General features: G+C 39.4%; 10 protein-coding genes and 1 pseudogene. 2 read left to right on the top strand and 9 right to left on the bottom strand.

Annotated features, from left to right (window positions below; genetic code table 11):
* Positions 1 to 71 precede the first annotated feature (71 nt).
* The 4 genes from C8R34_RS09630 to C8R34_RS09615 form a co-directional block, all read right to left on the bottom strand.
* Positions 72 to 476 carry a hypothetical protein gene (locus tag C8R34_RS09630; protein ID WP_110340218.1) on the bottom strand — a complete coding sequence of 135 codons (405 nt, stop codon included), beginning with the start codon at positions 474 to 476 and terminating at the stop codon, positions 72 to 74.
* A gap of 109 nt (positions 477 to 585) precedes the next feature.
* Positions 586 to 2,583, bottom strand: coding sequence for a hypothetical protein (locus C8R34_RS09625; protein WP_110340216.1), 1,998 nt, complete (start codon positions 2,581 to 2,583; stop codon positions 586 to 588).
* 106 nt (positions 2,584 to 2,689) lie between these two features.
* Positions 2,690 to 3,049: a PEGA domain-containing protein gene (locus C8R34_RS09620; RefSeq protein WP_110340214.1), complete on the bottom strand. Its 360-nt coding sequence runs from the start codon at positions 3,047 to 3,049 to the stop codon at positions 2,690 to 2,692.
* A gap of 414 nt (positions 3,050 to 3,463) precedes the next feature.
* On the bottom strand, positions 3,464 to 3,676 hold the full coding sequence (locus C8R34_RS09615) for a hypothetical protein (protein ID WP_181415491.1): 213 nt from the start codon (positions 3,674 to 3,676) through the stop codon (positions 3,464 to 3,466).
* A 176-nt stretch (positions 3,677 to 3,852) separates the two neighbouring features.
* Here C8R34_RS09615 and istA point away from each other — a divergent pair.
* Together istA and C8R34_RS09600 are read left to right on the top strand one after the other, a co-directional pair.
* Positions 3,853 to 4,802, top strand: a pseudogene (gene istA / locus C8R34_RS09610) (IS21 family transposase); the annotation flags it as partial.
* Positions 4,803 to 6,509: 1,707 nt separating this feature from the next.
* A complete protein-coding gene (locus tag C8R34_RS09600; RefSeq protein WP_132467087.1) occupies positions 6,510 to 7,907 on the top strand; it encodes a hypothetical protein in 1,398 nt (465 codons plus the stop codon).
* Between the two features lie 44 nt (positions 7,908 to 7,951).
* On the opposite strand, the gene C8R34_RS09595 is transcribed toward C8R34_RS09600, so the two are convergent.
* From C8R34_RS09595 to C8R34_RS09575, 5 genes are all read right to left on the bottom strand, one after another.
* Positions 7,952 to 8,980 carry a DUF4434 domain-containing protein gene (locus C8R34_RS09595; protein WP_132467086.1) on the bottom strand — a complete coding sequence of 343 codons (1,029 nt, stop codon included), beginning with the start codon at positions 8,978 to 8,980 and terminating at the stop codon, positions 7,952 to 7,954.
* Between the two features lie 437 nt (positions 8,981 to 9,417).
* Positions 9,418 to 12,789 carry a tetratricopeptide repeat protein gene (locus tag C8R34_RS09590; protein WP_165872555.1) on the bottom strand — a complete coding sequence of 1,124 codons (3,372 nt, stop codon included), beginning with the start codon at positions 12,787 to 12,789 and terminating at the stop codon, positions 9,418 to 9,420.
* Between the two features lie 475 nt (positions 12,790 to 13,264).
* Positions 13,265 to 14,884, bottom strand: a complete 1,620-nt coding sequence (locus tag C8R34_RS09585; RefSeq protein WP_110340204.1) for a glycosyl transferase family protein — start codon at positions 14,882 to 14,884, stop codon at positions 13,265 to 13,267.
* Between the two features lie 30 nt (positions 14,885 to 14,914).
* On the bottom strand, positions 14,915 to 16,075 hold the full coding sequence (wecB, locus tag C8R34_RS09580) for a non-hydrolyzing UDP-N-acetylglucosamine 2-epimerase (protein WP_110340202.1): 1,161 nt from the start codon (positions 16,073 to 16,075) through the stop codon (positions 14,915 to 14,917).
* Positions 16,076 to 16,198: 123 nt separating this feature from the next.
* Positions 16,199 to 17,986 (bottom strand): DUF2334 domain-containing protein, encoded by a 1,788-nt coding sequence (locus C8R34_RS09575; RefSeq protein ID WP_207896463.1) that lies wholly within the window; start codon positions 17,984 to 17,986, stop codon positions 16,199 to 16,201.
* Positions 17,987 to 18,210 lie beyond the last annotated feature (224 nt).

Here is an 18,210-nt window from a genome sequence, read left to right as displayed (position 1 = left end):
ACCTCTTTTGTTTTGATTGAGATTCGATACCTTTATCAAAACCGGTAACTCTCACTTTTGCAAGTGATGTGTCAGATCAAGTCGGAACTAATACAGTTAGACGCATTCTTCCATTGTGTTTCAAATAGTGTCCCGCTGCTGCTAGTGCCACGTTGGAATTGTTCTGCGTACTCACAGCCAATAATTTGAGTGACCTGCTCGATAGACATCCCTTCTTGAATGGCACCAAACTTATCTTCCGTAAGATTTTCTGCTTCACAAGTTTCACTGTTTCCATTTTCAACGGGTGCTGAGTTTCCTACGCCTAACACGGTAAACTGATTGAGACGCACGACTACATTAGGGTATTTGATACCTCCGGCTGTAACCGAATCCAAAGTCAGGGTATTGGTTGCCGGATCGAAAGTATTGGCTGCAATGGTAACAGCAGGAAACCCACCGACAACCAATGCAAAAAACAGAAGAATTTTTTTCATTGTTATTCCTTATTATTGTTGATTAATGATTGTTAAACCTATTGACTACACCTACTAAGTCAAAGAATTCAATAGCACTCTTCTACCCATGAGGTAACCTTCCCATCATTTACCCGATAGACTGATAATACGAAGGATCAAAGACGATCCCGTTTGCTACCAACCCGGTTAAATTGATATTCGTTAGATTGATTCCATGGTCAGCGGCAAGCACACCCAGCGATCCCGTAGTGTGATTGCCTGAAACCAGGTCATTGACGAATGGCTGCATCTGATTTGTTGTAGGAGGGGAACCGACAACATTAGTCCACAGTAAATTGACAACTTGCTCGGGAGTGTTGGCGCCAGCCAGTTGAATCGCTCCAGTAGCGAGATCCTCATAGCTTGTGCCATTGTCAAGATAATAAAGACCGACTGCGACATATTCTGGTTTGGAAACGCTTTCAGCGCCAAAAACAGCCCCGATCAATTTCGCGGTTTTACCTGCTGAATCATGCAGATCGAGCGCGAGCGCTGAGTCAGTAAAGTATAATCGTTCAATACTTTCAAGCGTATCGATTCCTTCGCTACCAGGTGCTAGTCGCTGGTCGGAAATTGCCCATTTATCCGGAAATAAGAAATCGTTAAGTAATACCATGTTATCTTTTTGGAGTACGAAATTAGATCTGGCTCCACCGTACATAGCATAATCGACTCCACCGTCACCATCGATGGTGTCATTACCAAGCCCTCCTTTAAATACCTGAGTATCTAATCCATCTATTAATCCACCTTTCAAGCTGTCATTGCCCCTGCCACCCAGCAAAATTTCTCCATTCTTGCCAGCCCTGGCATTCAACTTATCATCCCCATCCGTGCCAGGAACAATACTCATGTCCTGGAATAAAGTCTTGGGATCTAGTTGGGCTGTGATGAATTCAATGGTTTCCCGATAGCTGGCTTTTGAGTTATCAAGTGGGGAAAATATGCTATGTTCTTGAAATAAAGAACCATCATCTTCCATATCAACATTGATTACAGATCCGCTAAGTTCATAACCATTAGCTTTTCCCAAAAAGGGTACCGGATCTCCATCATGTTGAATGTTGACAAAGCGATCCCTTGGTAAGGGCATCACTATGTTAGAGCCGGGAGAACCTGAACCGGGTGATCCAAAAGTTACACCGATAAATTTAGAACTTAACGAACTATAATCAACCATGAAGTTTTGCGCTGCCGAGCCACCCAAACTGTGGCCCGTCACAAGAACTTGTTCAATATTATTAGCAGATTGCATGACATACTTATAGATTGCCTGATTAAAATCAAATAAAGAGTTATAGTAGGCATCAATATATTTTGCATCCTGGAGCAGGTCAGTAATACCATCTAATGTCAGAGCAGAATTCGTACCTTCAAATGAAACTCCTAAAGTTCGTTTACCGTCTAGTATGGTCAGGCCAACGGTTGCCGATGCATTTTTAAAGTCATAACGCAGCAAATCTCCACCGACTGCACCACCCACTTTACTGAATCTGGAATCAATTGCGGAAAAACCCAAATCTGTGGCTTCTAGAGGCTTCCAATTTTTGATGTGTTCGTTAATTGCGTGGCTAACTGACTGATCGTCATAGTGCGCATCAGAATAGGCTCGCGCAGAAAGATTGAGCGCAGCAACCATAATATTGTCGGAAGTCGTTTCAGGCCCTAGATCAAGCTCTTCAATAGGGATTGCTGACCAAGTGCCAGGAATAATCCCCGTACCAAACCACGTGCCTGTTAACGCCTGATAGTTTTGTAAAAATTTACCTTCATACTGGGCAGCAATAATTCCTGCTGTCGGCTGTGAAAGTGCGGTAGATGTGAACGTAAGCACACCATCGATTCCCAACTCAGCATCGAAATCGATCTGGAATGGAAGCACTCCGTTTGCTATCCAGCCAAAGTAACCTTCAAGATTTGCCTTACTCGTTGACAGTATCTGTGTTTCAAAAACAAGCTCGCCATCAAACACGTTGCCACGACTATCTGTTGCATCCAAATTCCAAATACTACCCTGTAGATCAGGGAATGTATTTGTTGTATTGGCTAGGAGAGTATAAGTATTGTTTTGTGTATATAAAGCCATAAGTTACTCCAACAAATATTGTTTTTATTCAATAAAACAATGTAATAAACTGACCTATCTCGCATCGGTTTTGCTTGCATAAAATAAACCTCTATTCGATTCGAAATCACCTTGTCTTCTGCTTATTAACAGCCTCTTTTATTGGCAGCATTTCATAGTTATGGCTCGGCTTGTAGTCCATGGCCCATAAAAATGGAACAAGCACAAAAACACCGCCGATGATGGCTCCAACGTTTGCATTCTCATTGCGACTGAATACAGTATTGAAGTCTTGATACCCTTCCTTTTTGAGCACCACCGTATTTGTTGAGCCAATTATTTTGGTGTCAGAGTGCGTGTAGGGAGTGGTTCCGACTCTTTCCCCGTTGAGAAAAACCGTTGCTCCGCTGGGGTCGGAGTTGATTGCGGTGGTGCTGGCGCATGCTGTTACTGATAGTGCGATTATCAAACAAATAAGTCTTTTCATGATCTTTCCTTTGCCTGAAGAGGCGATTAAGTTATTTTTATTTTTGCCATCAATTGAATCGCTTCAATCGATCCCATTAATAATCAATCTATTAATTTTTCCCATTTTTAAGCCAGTTATAATTTCCAGTAAAAGAATGAAGATTGATACTTGAGTCTTCATTCTTAGAGCTAAACTATCCGGTCTTTAAAGATGCTGCTAAGGTAATTCAACCGCCTGTATTTTAATGCAAAAAATTATTCTTATGAGCATACGCACAGTTGCAAATAAAAGATATAGTAGACGCTGCTCTTTTATCTAGGAAACCTGCCCTAGGAGCAGCGCTTAATGTTGATGTTGCAAGGTATTCGAAGTTTCTTTATTTCATATAGAACAATATGTTATAAAATTACGAGTTACTAATTCCACTTTAAATCAAAAATGAAAACTAAACTTGCAGAGCTCAACTTGCATATAAAAATGGAAATGTTCAAAAATATCCCGCACTGCAACGGAGAAGTCCTGAATATAGGCAAACAGGTTTTCCTTGATGTGATCCTGATCCCTCATCAGCTTCTTCATATCCAGCAATGAAATGTTGTAGAAGCTCTGACCTGCTTTACGCAGCAGAAATGGCTCGGGATTCACGCCAGCACTTTGTTTATTCGTGTATTCGGCTAATACAGCATCTTTTGTGGATTCCAGTTGTCAATGACGAAGTAAAAAGGTACCAGATAGCGCGTGCTGATACCGATTGAAAATTGACCGGGTAATTCACGTATCTTGCTCAAATTTTGAGCAGTAGAATTTAAGAGGTGATTAGCATGGTTATGTATGCAAAGATACGGCGGCTGTATTACCGTGAACATTGTCAATTAATGAGATTCAGCGGCGCACGAGTCTGTCACGGAACACGATAAAGAAGTGGTTGAAAGCACCAAAACGATAGCGCGGTTAAATATCAAAGAGCGAAGAAGCCTGGCAAGCTGACATCATTTGAATCCAGGTTGCTGTTGGCGCTAGAAGCGGATGCACGTCGTCCGAAGAAGGATCGGCGCACAGCGTTGATGCTGTTCAAAGAGATATTGAACGAAGGCTATACGGGCGGTTATAGCATTGTTTGCGATTTTATCCGTAGGTGGCGTAATCAAAGCGGACAGAGTAAATCGACGTATGTGCCGCTGCGGTTTACGTTGGGTGAAGCCTTTCAGTTTGATTGGAGCGAAGAGTGACTGGTGATTGGCGGCACACATCAACAAGCTATGCGCCAATCGTGCTTTCATGTTGTCGGGTTATCCGTTACAAAACCCCGCGAGATGTTGTTTGAAACCCATACCCGTGCATTCACAGCTTTTGGCGGTGTGTCAACGCGGCATTTACGACAACATGAAGACGGCTGTGGGCAAGGTGTCCAAAGGCAACGGGCGTGTGGTCAATACGCGCTTCTTTGCAATGACGGCGCATTACCTGTTCGATCCAGATTTCTGCAATGTTGCTTCCGGCTGGAAGAGAGACGTTGTCGAGAAGAGTGTTCAGGGCATGCGCCGTCGCCTTGGGAATGAAGCCAAACAGTAGCAATTCGGTTCATTCGATGATCTGAACCAATGGTTTGAGACGCGCTGCCGCGCGTTGTGGTCAGAAATTCGGCATCCGGATTATGCGAGACTCTTGCCGATGCCAGCGCCGTTCGATGGCTATATCGAAGTTATCCAGTACGTGTCTGGTCACATTGCAGCGCAATCGTTATTCCGTGCCTTGTCGTCTGGCCAACCAAGATACATGGACTTCATTTTTGACAGCACACATCAATGATCCTCTGATTGTCCATAGCAGAGCTTAACAACCTGTCCAGTTTTGCAGTACCACTTCATACAACTTAAAAAGACTACCCAAACTCTTTGCCGATCGCCAATTGATCACGCAAACATAGCAAACATTGCGCCTTCTCTGAGGGAAATAGCTGATTTAGAGCGATTGCTGCTGGCTTTTTTGCGAGAAAATGACTAAAAATCACTCGATCAAGTAAAAATAAACGCGGAATTACATCGAAATAAAAATTCGCATGATTTTTCAAAGGCCTCTTATAATAATTGACATGGGAATATTACCCACGTATTATTCTCTTATCTCATCTTCTTAACTCTTTTTATAAAGGAAATAAAAATGAATATTTTGATCATTAATCGAGAGTACTAGTTAAATGCCAAGCGGACTGTTGAAAAACCTCAAATACTACGTTGAGTAGATAATAAAATAGGACTTCATTATCGACCGTAGGTAAATGATCAATGCAAGGCAAATCCATGCCCACTGCGCTCAAGCATCATGGTCAGACTGATCGTCACCAATGCAAAGAACTATGAGAAACTGGATAACGGACTGATCAAACGATACTGAATTATGGACGGATGCTGCCGCCCGTGTCCTAAGCAATCTGATTGCTTGCCAGAATCAGCAAAAAGTAGAGCTCGGTTTGTCTATCGAAGTCTACATCAGCATGAAATTGACAAGGTTCATGCGCAGCAAGAAACCAAGTTTATCTGCCAGCTGAAACTGCGCAACAAGTTCTGAGGACTGCGATGGCTCAAAATATTAAGCGAATCGTTAAGCAATTACTTAATATTTGTTGATTCCTAAGAAGATACCTATATCCAGAAAAGAAATATTGAGCGCACAAAATTATCTGAATACTTTAGTGCATACCCAAACTTCTTCTATATAAGCCAGCCTTGATATAGAACCAGCTTTTTCAACAGGCCGCAACTTGATTACACATCACGCAATTTGGATTTAGAAGAGGCAACTCTGTTGAGCGACGAGGATGTGGGTCACTGATTTGGAGACATTGGAACGGGTGGCTTAGTATAACCATCAGCACCTGCTGAGAACTAGAGGGTATATTCCTACTGCTGAAGTAGAAAAACTTTTATCAGCAGCAGAATGAGCATGCGAACAGGATCATTTTACTATAACCAAATAGTTTCCGCAAAAACCAGAGCGATCCACTCTGTGGTGGTTAGCAATATACAGAGCAAATTCATAATATCTGGCTCGTTTCAAAACATCATAAAAAATGAGTGACGTGTAGGCGTTTCTGCCAGTAGCCCTATCTTCGACAGCCGGGTTGATAAAGTCACTAGATTTCCTCGTTATCCAATAGTTAAACGGGCACAGATGCGTCGTGTATGTTCATCAATAGTATTCTTCTGGATGCTGAGGTGCCGCCACAAAATCCATTATATCAGCGTATTAGAAGAAACTTTCATCCCGAGATCGGGAAATTGTGCAGATTGCCAGTGTATTCGAGCGTAGCTATATAGCGCGATGTGCGGCTCATTGCTGTGCATTTAGAGTGAACTAGCAAGACTCTAACTAAATACCGTGGAATTCCATCGTTTATCCCGCATTTAGCCGAGAACCGCATGATTTAAGCTATACGAATACCTGAAGCAATTAAACCGGAACCTAATGGTACTGGAAGGTGGCAGCGGAATTTATTAACGAATGTGATTATTTGGAAACAACAAACATAGTAGAACTTATTGGAGGAAAGATGAAATCAATTAAAGAACTATCAATAATTTATATTGCTATCGCGGGAATATTTTTACCGTTTAGTTTACAGGCAGCTTCAGTTACTAAAATGAAGATTCTGACGACTCCGCAATCAATCGAATTAGAGAAATGTTCCAATGTGGTCAATCTTCAAGCTCAGGATAGGTCTGGGATTGCAGCTAATGTGGATTTCGACACGGAAATCTATTTTGATCAAGGTAGCCCCGACCTTAAAATTTATAAAGATTCAAGCTGTTTAACAGAGGTTCCGACACTGCAAATGCTTGCCGGAACAAACAACATTTCTTTCTTCTTCAAAGGTAATTCGCTGGGTTCAAAAACACTCTATGTATCAACAATGAATTATGAAGACAGTAGTCAAGTAGAACAAATTTTAGCTGCTGATTCTGTCCCACTACCTCCTCCATCTCCATCTCCGAGCCCAGTACAAACTCCTCAATACGGTCGTGCCGTACCTGCACCCATCTATGGAGTGACTTTCGATAATGTTTCCAATTTTCCAGCTAAAGTAACCGCACTGCAAAAATTTCCTCATATGGCCACAGCTCGTGTGGTGTTGGATCCAGGCACGATCCCTGCAGATTATTCTACGGCGATTAACGCAATGAAAAAATCTGCATATATTATGGCGGAATTACAAGACTCTGCGGATATGAAGTCACAAACGGTTGATTCCTTCAAATCTAGAGCACGGACTTTTTTTAACGGTTTAAAAGACTCTGTGGATATTTGGGAAGTAGGTAATGAAATCAATGGTGACTGGCTCGGTACCAATGTAAAAAATAAACTCCGTGCAGGTTTTAAAGTCCTGGACGATGCTGGCGCTACCACGGCTATTACTTTTTTTTACTTCGGTGAACCAGGACAGAAGAATCACTGTATTCCTGCTGCGCAATATGAGATGTTTACTTGGATCAAAAGCCTTCAACAACTCGATCTAGCCGTTGCACAGCGTGATCCGCAAAATGAAAAAATGCGTTTAAATGTGGACTATATTTTTGTGAGCTGGTATCCGCAACAGTGTAATAATATCAAGCCTGACTGGGCGACTGTCTTTGCTAGACTTGCTGTAATTTACCCGAACGCAAGAATTGGTTTTGGAGAAATCGGAACAGCCAACCCACAAAATGGTTCAAGCTATGAGCTAGACCTAATCTACGAATTCTACCCTCTAGCATCGCGAGTTCAAATGCATAGTCGCTATATCGGTGGTTACTTCTGGTGGTATTTCGCTCAAGAGATGAATAACACCAGCATTGTAAACGCGTTACATAACGCCATTTTGATGGGACCACAACCTTAATTCGCGAGAATCAATGTCCTAATATCTTGAGCTGTCAGTTCTTATCAGGGATTAGTTCTCTTTTCAATATCATCCAGATACTTGTTATAGAGAGCATTCCCAGAACTGCCAGCCATGGGCATCATGTAATTCGGGATACTAAAAGCAACTATATTATATGAAAACTTACTTGCAATCTGACGCTGCCGGATGATTCTTAACAATCCAGCAGGAACCGCGTTAAATGTGTTTTTATTGATTGGATAACCATCAATTTGACGAAAAATTTCAATAATAACACCCATATTCCTGCCATTATCAATTGCAGACTTCTTAAAAGCTGCAAGATAACCAGGAAGCTTGGAGAACGTCAGTTTTTTCGTCCCTATACCGTCTTGAAATAATACCAAATTAATCTTTGTTCGCTTAAGTAATTGATCCCAGAATTTATTAAATTCGGTAATTTCGATTTGACCGTTACAAAATCCTGAAATTGCAATTTGATAACCAGGTGTTAATTTTTCTAATGCGTCACTTAATCGTTCTAAATAAGAAAACAGGAGCTCTCTTTTGTCATCCAATCTCCAATTTAGATCATCTATTTCCTCTGTAATATACCAACCCTTGAAGGATTTATAATTTATGGCAATTGATTTAATTTGTTCAGCAGCAAGTTTTGAGCGAATCAGCAATTCGTCTAAATAAATCTTTACACGATCTGAATTATTAGAAATTTGATTCCAATACTCGTAGTCGTAAACTAAACCTATATTAACTTTAATTTCAAACTGCTCGGCCAGTCTTAAAATAGTCTCTAGTGGGGGAAGCTTAACAGTCTGGAATGTGCTACTGTAGAAAAAAGAGTGCGTATCTGCGACGGTCCATTGTAAATATAAATCAGAAATATTTAGTTTTTTTAGATACGAAAAAAAAATTATCCATTCATTTTCACTCCATTGCCCGTGCGAATTTTCAAGAAGCTGAATAAATGTCCCTTGTATTGGATAAGTCGGCTCTGGTTCTTTTGAGTTTATAGACCGACTGCAAGTAAACATTACTATTATAGAAAAACATATCCAATAAAAACTTCTCACGCTAGAATCCTTTAATTGGATAGCCTGGTAGAGTGGCGCATCTGATTTTCAGCGACGAGGAATAAGTGAGCATATTTTAATGTAATACCGCTCAATCAATGTAAATTAAAGAAACATTCTCGACGAGATGCTGATTATTTGACTTTTCTCTGGGTAAGTACAGCTTCTCTACTTGTTTTCTGACCGCCCTTAAAACAGATCGTAACCATGATTACTTATATTCTAGATGTCAGTCTTATTTAACGTGATATATGGATTCTTGCCTCTAGCATCGAAAATACTATGAATAGTACAAATACTTACATCAATTATATTATCATCTATTTATAATCCATATCAATAATCACAAGTCACATCAACAAAGATCCTAACTATGAACATTATGCTTGCATTTGGTATATATGAAATTTTTTAAATCTAATACTTCTATTTCATGTTCAATATCTGAAGATCCCCATTGCATTAAAGCCACTGCTAATATTTACAATACCAGCTTTATAATGAAATAAAAATTCAATGTGAGATTTAGGAGCTGAATACATAGTTTGGTTAAAATAATATTTTAAAGATAGTCCACCGCCAGCTTCTAGATAGGATAGATTCCCATCTTTTGTCTGAACTCTCCCATCAATCACTGCGTGTGGCGTTAAAACTATATTTTTCCATAAGTGATAACTGATTCCTTGTCGGGCTTCTCCGAAGAAACTCAATAAAGCAGGAGATTGAACAAAATAACCTAAATCTCCAAATAGAGTTGTGTAATTCCAATACTTTTTCCCGTAATTAATATCAAACCCATTTGTCCATCCATACATACCTCTAATTAACCAATTATTTTGAGAATCGTCTCCAATTTTAATTAGTCTTTCAGCACTTAAATTAAAATTGTGTGTTTGGAATGGTTTATATCGAATTCCAACTGTAGATTGAAATGTTTCCGAATCGACCTTAAATGAATTTGGTTCCATAGACCAGAGCATACGTGAAAATAATGTGAAGGTTCGCCCATCTCGCAATCCGATTATAGGTGGGCGATAGTTCAATTCAACACCACCTTGGGAAGGAATAACACCACCGAGAACACCCGGAGCCCCAATCGAGTTTACGGTATTATTGTTTTGTCTGTATCCAGAGTAGACCGTAAAATTAAAATTATCCTCTAACTCTCTCACCTCTCTTCTTAAACTGACAAGTTCAGTATCCTTATTAACTGTATCAAACTGTCTACCGCTTAATTGCGCGATTCTCAAATCAATAGCTTGTTTAAACCAGAGCTTACTCGCATTATTATCTGAACTTTTTAGACTAAGATAAGCTAGGTCTTTATATAAACCAAAATTCTTAGGATCTTGAGGATCTTGATTTACGACTTTTTCAAGAGTCTGGATACCTTGACCAGGTTGATTATTATTTGAATACGCATAACCTAAGGCAGCTAAAAATAATTTATTATCCGGATTCTTGTCCACGGCAAGCTTAAACTGTTCAACGGCCTCCTCACTCTGTTGAGCAGATTGGAAATAATTCCCTAGCGTATAGCGTCGCTCTGCTGTTTCAGCAAATTCAAGCGCTTTAGTCTGAATTCTAATTGCATTGGAGAATTGCTTTCTTTTTGCAAACTGCTGCGCGATAAAATCATATCGCTCAGCATTTAATTCCACAGATAAGCTATCACTATCTATTAACTCTAGCTGACTTAGAGATTGATCATCATCAAATTCAGAACTAAGCAACATAGCTAATCTCATTCTGATGACCGGATCATCTCTGATTTGCAAGGATTGTTGCCATTTCTCTACGGCTTGATCATATTTCTTTTGATCGACTAAGAAATATCCAAACGTATCAAGAACTGCTTTTCTATCCTGAGAATTAACTTCATACTTATCTGATTTTTCAATCGCTTGTTGAAAATAATAATTAGCAATATCGATTTTATTGAGTTTGCCATTGGCTTGGGCAAAGTTTAATAAATTTTCTAGATTGTTTTGCTTTGATAATGCAGATTGATACTGTACAAGCGCATCATCCCAACGATTAAAACCGGCATACGCATTACCAAGAATTCGGTTGTTGATCCAGTTTTGCCCATCCATAGAAGCCGCTGACTTTAGGTATCCCAATGCTAGCTGTTCATCTTTTCGACTAAGATATATCAACCCTAGATTTGTTAATACATTGTTTTTTTGCTTTGAATCTAGTTCGTTTAGCTGAATTAAATGACGGTAGATATCAACTGACTCCTCCCAGTTTCCAAGATTTTTTTCGACCTCTGCCAACATAAATAAAGCATGAACCGATTCCTTTATTTGCAAGCTTTTCTTGAGGGTTTCTGAAGCTTCTTCTAGGCGGCCAGTTTTTAAACTCGTCATGGCCGATAAATTCAGTAATTCTAGATCAGCTGATTTAATTTTTGCCATTAATTCTGGATCATTTGAATCAATTTTTGCTGCTTTTTGGAATGCAGTTTTAGCCTGAGTATAGTTCCCTTTCTGGTATAGCAATTCTCCTTGAGTTTGATACACAATCTTTTGCTCGTCTTTAGATGCGTCAGATTGAAGTGCTGACTCTAATGAAAGTAAAGCATTATCTCTATCGCCGGTAGCGCTATAAAGATTACCTAATTTAATATATGCTTCCGCACTTTTTTCTTTGTTCAACCAGTCACGATAAACCTTAATGGCTTTACCCAAATCTCCACTATTCTCCAATGCAATGGCTAGAGATTGCATGACCTCACTGGATTGCTTTATTTCAGTGGCATGCTGAAAAGCTTTAACTGCCATATCGTAATTTTTTGCATTACTATAGGAATGACCTACCAATATATTGATACGATACAAATCAGATTCCTGTTTTGGTTTCAAAAGTAGTACTTCATACGATCTTGCTGCAGATAGATAATCTTTATTTGCAAAATAAAGATTGGCCAAAAATTCTTGGTCTTCCTCATCATATCGCTGTATCAAAAGCATATTCATAATATCAATGGCTTTATCTAGATGACCCAAGTCATAATATATATAAGATAATGACTTTAATATCTCTGGATTATCTTTATCCAATGCTAATGCAGCTTGATATGCATCATCGGCCAAATCTGTCTTAAAGTTTTTTCTATAAATATTTCCTAATGTCAGATAAGCCTGTATGGAATCATTTTTGCTTTTAGAATATATTAATGCCTCATCAAGCGATTCTCTAGCCAAATCATATTCACCTAAGCCTTCCCTTGCCATCGCATGGCTCATGAAATAATAAAAATCTCTCTTTTGAATGGGATATTGATCAAGGAGAACCAAAGATTGGCGATATGCTTTTTGTTCCAATAAAATATTCAAGGAGGATTCTAGTGCGAATAGTTTATCTTCATCTAGAACATGGCTATTTGCAATAATTGAATTATAATCCCTAAGCGCTTGAGTATTATCATTGGAAGCCTTATGAGCTAAAGCACGATAGAGAAGGAATATCACATTATTATCAACTTGTTCTAACGCTAAGCTCGTTTGTTGGATAACGTCTTTATATTCTTTGTTTTTATATAGCATCATGATATACCCTGTCCTGGCTTTTATATCGAGGGGGTCTATTTCAAAGAATCTTTGGAACTCAATTTTTGATTCCGGATATTTTTTTTCATCCATTAAACGATAAGCTTTATCCAAATGTGGAAAACTACGAAATTTTCGTAATATTGAATCCAAATAACTTTCAGATCGTTCTATGGCTAATTTGTCTAAATAATATTCTTGTTTAGTTTGATTCAATGTTGGATCAGCAGCGTGGCTAGCAAATATCATCAGCATGGACATGCTGCTTCCCAATACAACAAAAAATAACCTCAGTCTTAATTTAAGTACCCAGTTCAATAACATTTTTTAGTTCTGTTTTTTTATTAACTAATACTCCGAAAAGGAGGATTTGTATTGGTCTCTTATCAAGGCAAGAGCTGGCACCGTATGAGGGCAGACTCAACTTCAATGTTTGATCTAAGCTTTTACGTGCGATTCTCTAATACTTGGGAAATCAGGTATCTTGAGACAGAGTTGGCTAATGAATTTTTGGTGCGACAACTGTTTCATTGATTTTTCATGTTTTTAGCAATGCGCCTACTTTTGAAGGGTATGTGCTTCATTTAATATTTCTTGTCGACTCTGAAATTGAAAAATGATCTGTTTCTTTCAAAGACTTCATCTTATAAAAGCGATCCAAAACCCATAGCCTCATAGTTTAACGATTAAAAGCCTATTGCTCATCAGGTTCTAACGTACTGAAATTTAGTTACATATTTTCTATGATCCCTTCGAGATGAGCTTTTTGGATATAGCCCAACTCGCATAATATATCCCCTAATAAGCGAGGCTGTTCCATTTGTTTTGATAAGGCATTCTCTAGTTGTGCTTTTGTAAGAATTCCTGCGCCCGTCAAAAACTCTCCCAGTTTCGGTTTGAATACATTCAAAGCATTATCTTCTGGATAAACGTGATCTGTTTTATCCCAACCGATGGTTTTTTTTGTTCTTAGATATGTTATATATTGTGATAAGGCCCTAGTAGTAGCAAAAAAATTTATCACATTGCCCCACACCATTCTTGGAAAAGAAAGAAAAGCCTGAATCCATCCATGAAGTTGTTTAACACAATAGGCTCGGTGAAAAATCCTAAGCCCCAAGCAAAAAGCATTTATTGCGATTAGATACCATAGAATTGTTCCTTCCTCCACTAAAGGAGGATACTGGTAAGCATTAGGATCTAAGCTGATTATCATCCAGATTGCAACAACCACCATAACTACAATATAACCAAGTAAATTAATTAAATTCGTGATTAAAGCTTTTCGATCACGGTACAAAATATATTTAATTGATAATGGACCTTTCCATCCTAAATTCGCCCAGCCTTGCAGGCCGATTCCGAGAACCCATCGAGATTTCTGCCGCACAGCAGCCCAAAATTTGTTTGGAAAAAATTCTTTAATACAAACTAATTCTTTAACTTTGACTTGCTTCTTTTTTCCTGTAATCAGAGATTTTTTAGTTATTGTTCTATCCACAAACAAGCGGACAAACATCTGTTTTAAATTATACTCTCTGAGCTTAAATCCGAAATCATAGTCCTCTGTTAGAGAATTGGTGCTAAAAATTTGATTATTGTTGTTTTTCGCAACCACGTCGATAGCTTTACGGCTAAAAGCAACTCCTACTCCAGCCGCGGGAATACTCTTAGTAATGGATTCTCTTACTGGCAAATCCTTATAATGCAACTGAGCAAACTCATCTTGATAATGTGCTCCAGTGAATTCATACCATTTACGGTTTAATGACAATACTGGCAGCTGCACCATGTCTGCCTTTGGAAACAGGTAATTAAATAATTTATAACATAAAGGATGTATTACATCTTCACAGTCTTGCATAATAAAACAGGCAAACTCTATTCTATTTCTTTGTTCAAATGCTCTGATTCCATTACAAATCCAATTAAGGCAATCAGCTTTATTTGTTGGCCCATCATCTCCAGTGATACAAAGATGAACATGCTCGCTTTCTGCCATGACTTTCTCAACCTCTACACGGGTTTTAGGATCATTTGGGTAAACTCCAACAAAAATATGGTAATTTGTATAATTTATTGATTTAATAGTGTTCCTTAGCATGTGACCAATAACTGCCGACTCATCCCAGGCTGGTAGCATGATTGCAATAAATTGTTCAGGCTTATTTAATATTTGTTGCTCTGTTAATGGCTGATATTTCGTCATTACAAAAAATTTACGATAAAAATGCCTAATCCAAAAGTACAAATCAACAAATAGATCATCAAGCCCACTAATAAAAAAAACAATACACACAAATGTCATCAACACTTGCATAACAACTAAGAAATAAGGAATATTTTCCATGCCATAAAAAAACTATGAGTTATTTATAAATTAACCTATAAATTCATTTTCAGGAAGTAATAGTGGCATTTCATTTCTTGCCCATCTCACAACCAATTCAGCGATTCTTTCGGAAGCTCTCCCATCACCGAAAGGATTACTGCCAATCATTGACTGATAAGCTTTGTCATCAGTCAATAACAAGCTGATTTCAGAAATTATTGTGTTTGTAGATGTGCCGATAATTTTTGATAAACCCGCATTAAATGCTTCCGGTCTTTCAGTGAGTTTTCGTAACACTAATAGCGGTTTTTTAAGAGTCGGTGCTTCTTCTTGCACCCCTCCGGAATCAGTAACAATGATATGCGCATTTCTCATCAAATATAGGAAGCTTTGATAATCAACTGGCTCTATCAGGGCCACACGTTCAACATCAGATAGAATTTCCATCACTGTTTTTCTAACATTTGGGTTTAAATGAACTGGATAGACCACCATGACATCCGGAAAACGCTGAACGATTTCCTTTAACGCAAAGCAAGTATTTCTTAATTCCTCTCCAAGCGATTCTCTTCTATGAGAGGTTACTAAGATAACGCGATGTTGATTAAGATGTAAGTTTTTGAGAGGGGAATCTAAAAAAGAGAAAGGAGCGTCAAGCAGTGTCGACATTGCGTCAACAACGGTATTTCCTGTCACAAATATATTTTCTTCTTTAATACCTTCATTTAATAAATTCTTTTTTGCAAGTGAGGTGGGCGCTAAGTGAATTAGAGTCAATACAGAGGCTAGTCGACGATTCGCTTCTTCTGGAAATGGGTTATACAACTCATGACTGCGGAGTCCTGCTTCAATATGCACAACAGGTATCTTCAAATAAAATGCGGCAACTGAAGCTGCAAAGACTGTGGTCGTATCACCTTGAACCATTAACATATCAGGCTTTACGTCTGTGAGAGTTTTTTGCATTAATTGCAATACCCTACATGTTAAATCATTTAAGTTTTGATCTGGCCTCATCAAATCAAGATCTATGTCTGGAACAATGTTGAACAAGGATAAAACCTGATCAAGCATCTGTCGATGCTGGGCTGTTGCGATAACGATTGTCTCAATATCAGCTGTTCTCTGTTTAAGAGCATATACAACAGGAGCCATTTTGATGGCTTCTGGACGTGTGCCCATAATTACTGCTATTTTTTTCTTATTCATTTAAATTTTTATAAGGTTATAAGGTAATTCTAATCAACTAAATACCTAATACTTTTCGGAACATTCTTCAATTTGACTCCTAGTGTTAGACATAACACTAGGAGTCAAAGATAACGCAGGATATTATGGTTTGAGACTGTCTACGGTGACAAATGTGTAGCCTTGTTGCTTGAGTCCATCCACTACTTGAAGAAGCATATTTGGACCTAAATAAGGATGGTAAAAGAAGCTGGCAAATCCATCTCGCACTACAAGGTTGGCTTGACCGGCAGCAAGCAGGTCTGCCGGCAATCGAGCCGGATTATTATTAAATGGCTCAGGCTCGATATTCCCGAGATTCTCTGGAATAATTAAACTGCCATATATATCTTTAACGGGGTATGGAAAAAATTGCCCAGCAAGTCGACTGTAATCAATGGGTTGCTGACTTAAATTACCCGGAAAATACAATCCTCGATCGTAACGTATTCCAAACCGCTCTTGTACCACCATGTAATCGATGACCGAGCCAGCATAGTGTGGAAATTCAAAGATTGTTGGAACTTGCAATCCAGCCGCTACAAATGCCGCTTCAGATAAAGCAATGCGGTTAGCTGCCCATGCTTCGGAATCACCTGGAACCGGTCCGTCATATCTAACCGTATTAGAGTCATCCACGTGAGCAGTATAAAATTCAAAATCTTCCGCGCTAACGCCATTGTAGGGATTGATCAAGTTTTCAAACTGATGGGTGTAGCCGTGCATAAGTAAAGTACCGCCCACGGATTGCATAAATCGTAAAGCTCGAACAACATTGGGTCTGTCAGCAAGGTTATAAGCCTCGGGCACTCCGTTGTTGTATACCCCATTAGGATCTTCATACCGAGGATAAACTGCGACTGCAAATGGAACACCGCGATTAAAGAGCTGCTGGGCAATAGTCCTTAGTTGGCGGGGATTAGCGTCAGGCCCAACATCTTCAATTCTAACAAGCGCACGATGTCGTTCTACTGTCCCGGGAGCCAGTAAGTCGAATAACAAGTCAGCCAGAACGAGATAGCGGTCGGTATGATTTACATATGCGAACGGAATCTCTCCAATGTAAGTTAAATTCAAGGAACGAACTACCCAAGGAAAGCTGGTTCCATTACTTCGCTTCGCCATCGCAGGAATTTGCACCCGTGTTGAGTCGATATTGGCAAATGTCATCATACCAGCTTGGTTAATAGGATCCCGGGTCAGATCAGTCTGTTTGTAGTTAACGGTCCCAATCGAACTGAAATCGAACCCAGCCCAATTCCATCCGTAGGCCGATTGGAAGTCGCCTGAATACGCCGTTAACTGCCAAATATTGTCGTACATCCACAAAACAGGGGTAGTTCCGGCCAGCGTGTCAGTAAGGAAAGCAGGGGGCAAGGGTTCATCATAGGTTGATCCGATGTAAATCACTGCGCTATAACCCGTCATTTCTCCAGCAGTGTACGTACCCACCGGATGAGCTTGCCATGTCCCAAAATGGGACACAAGATTGGCAGTCATCTGAGCGTAAAGTTCTCCCAAGAAACCCCACGGTCCACTAGTATCATATAGAATCAGAGTGTTAATTGATGGTGCGTTCGGATCCGCGGCAAGAGTACTCGCCAGTGCTGCCCGATTGCTTGTTAAATCCAAGCTTTGTAAGTGATGAGCACCCTTAATCGTGTCTTCAGGTGGCACAACTCTACCAATCGGTTTAGGTTCGGTTGGTTTGATTTTTGGGGGCCTGGGAGGTGAAGGCAATATTCCCATTTTCTCGATGTTCACCAAATCGCGTATATTTTTGGTTTTTTTATCTATGCTTGGACGAATCGATTTCTCAATCTCATCCTGATCAAATAGGTTGCCTGGACTAGTTACAGTCTGAGCACTGACAGGAATAGCTGCCGCAAGCATACAAATGCTCACTATAACTATTAATAACCACCCTGTGCGATGCTGGTAATTCGGCTTCTTCATTATTAACCCCAATAAATTTTATTGATAATTATCTAAAATCACACTAATTTACTGATACATAAATTTATTCATTCGAAAGATACTCTGAAGAACTACCGCGCGGGTAAGTGAGACATTTATCATTTAAAAACTTACCCGTGGTATAGCTGATACCGCTGTGC

This window comes from Nitrosomonas sp. Nm84 (assembly GCF_003201565.1).
In the GTDB taxonomy this organism is placed as follows: Bacteria; Pseudomonadota; Gammaproteobacteria; order Burkholderiales; family Nitrosomonadaceae; genus Nitrosomonas.
The sequence above is the reverse complement of the archived record's forward strand: the minus strand, read 5'-3'. Positions and strand labels throughout refer to the sequence as shown.

Bases quoted from the DNA above. Each gene is read 5' to 3' on its own strand.
- C8R34_RS09590 (WP_165872555.1), bottom strand. From the start codon at position 12,789: ATGCTGATGATATTTGCTAGCCACGCTGCTGATCCAACATTGAATCAA.
- C8R34_RS09630 (WP_110340218.1), bottom strand. From the start codon at position 476: ATGAAAAAAATTCTTCTGTTTTTTGCATTGGTTGTCGGTGGGTTTCCT.
- C8R34_RS09575 (WP_207896463.1), bottom strand. From the start codon at position 17,986: ATGCTTGCGGCAGCTATTCCTGTCAGTGCTCAGACTGTAACTAGTCCA.
- C8R34_RS09625 (WP_110340216.1), bottom strand. From the start codon at position 2,583: ATGGCTTTATATACACAAAACAATACTTATACTCTCCTAGCCAATACA.
- wecB (WP_110340202.1), bottom strand. From the start codon at position 16,075: ATGAATAAGAAAAAAATAGCAGTAATTATGGGCACACGTCCAGAAGCC.
- C8R34_RS09620 (WP_110340214.1), bottom strand. From the start codon at position 3,049: ATGAAAAGACTTATTTGTTTGATAATCGCACTATCAGTAACAGCATGC.
- C8R34_RS09585 (WP_110340204.1), bottom strand. From the start codon at position 14,884: ATGGAAAATATTCCTTATTTCTTAGTTGTTATGCAAGTGTTGATGACA.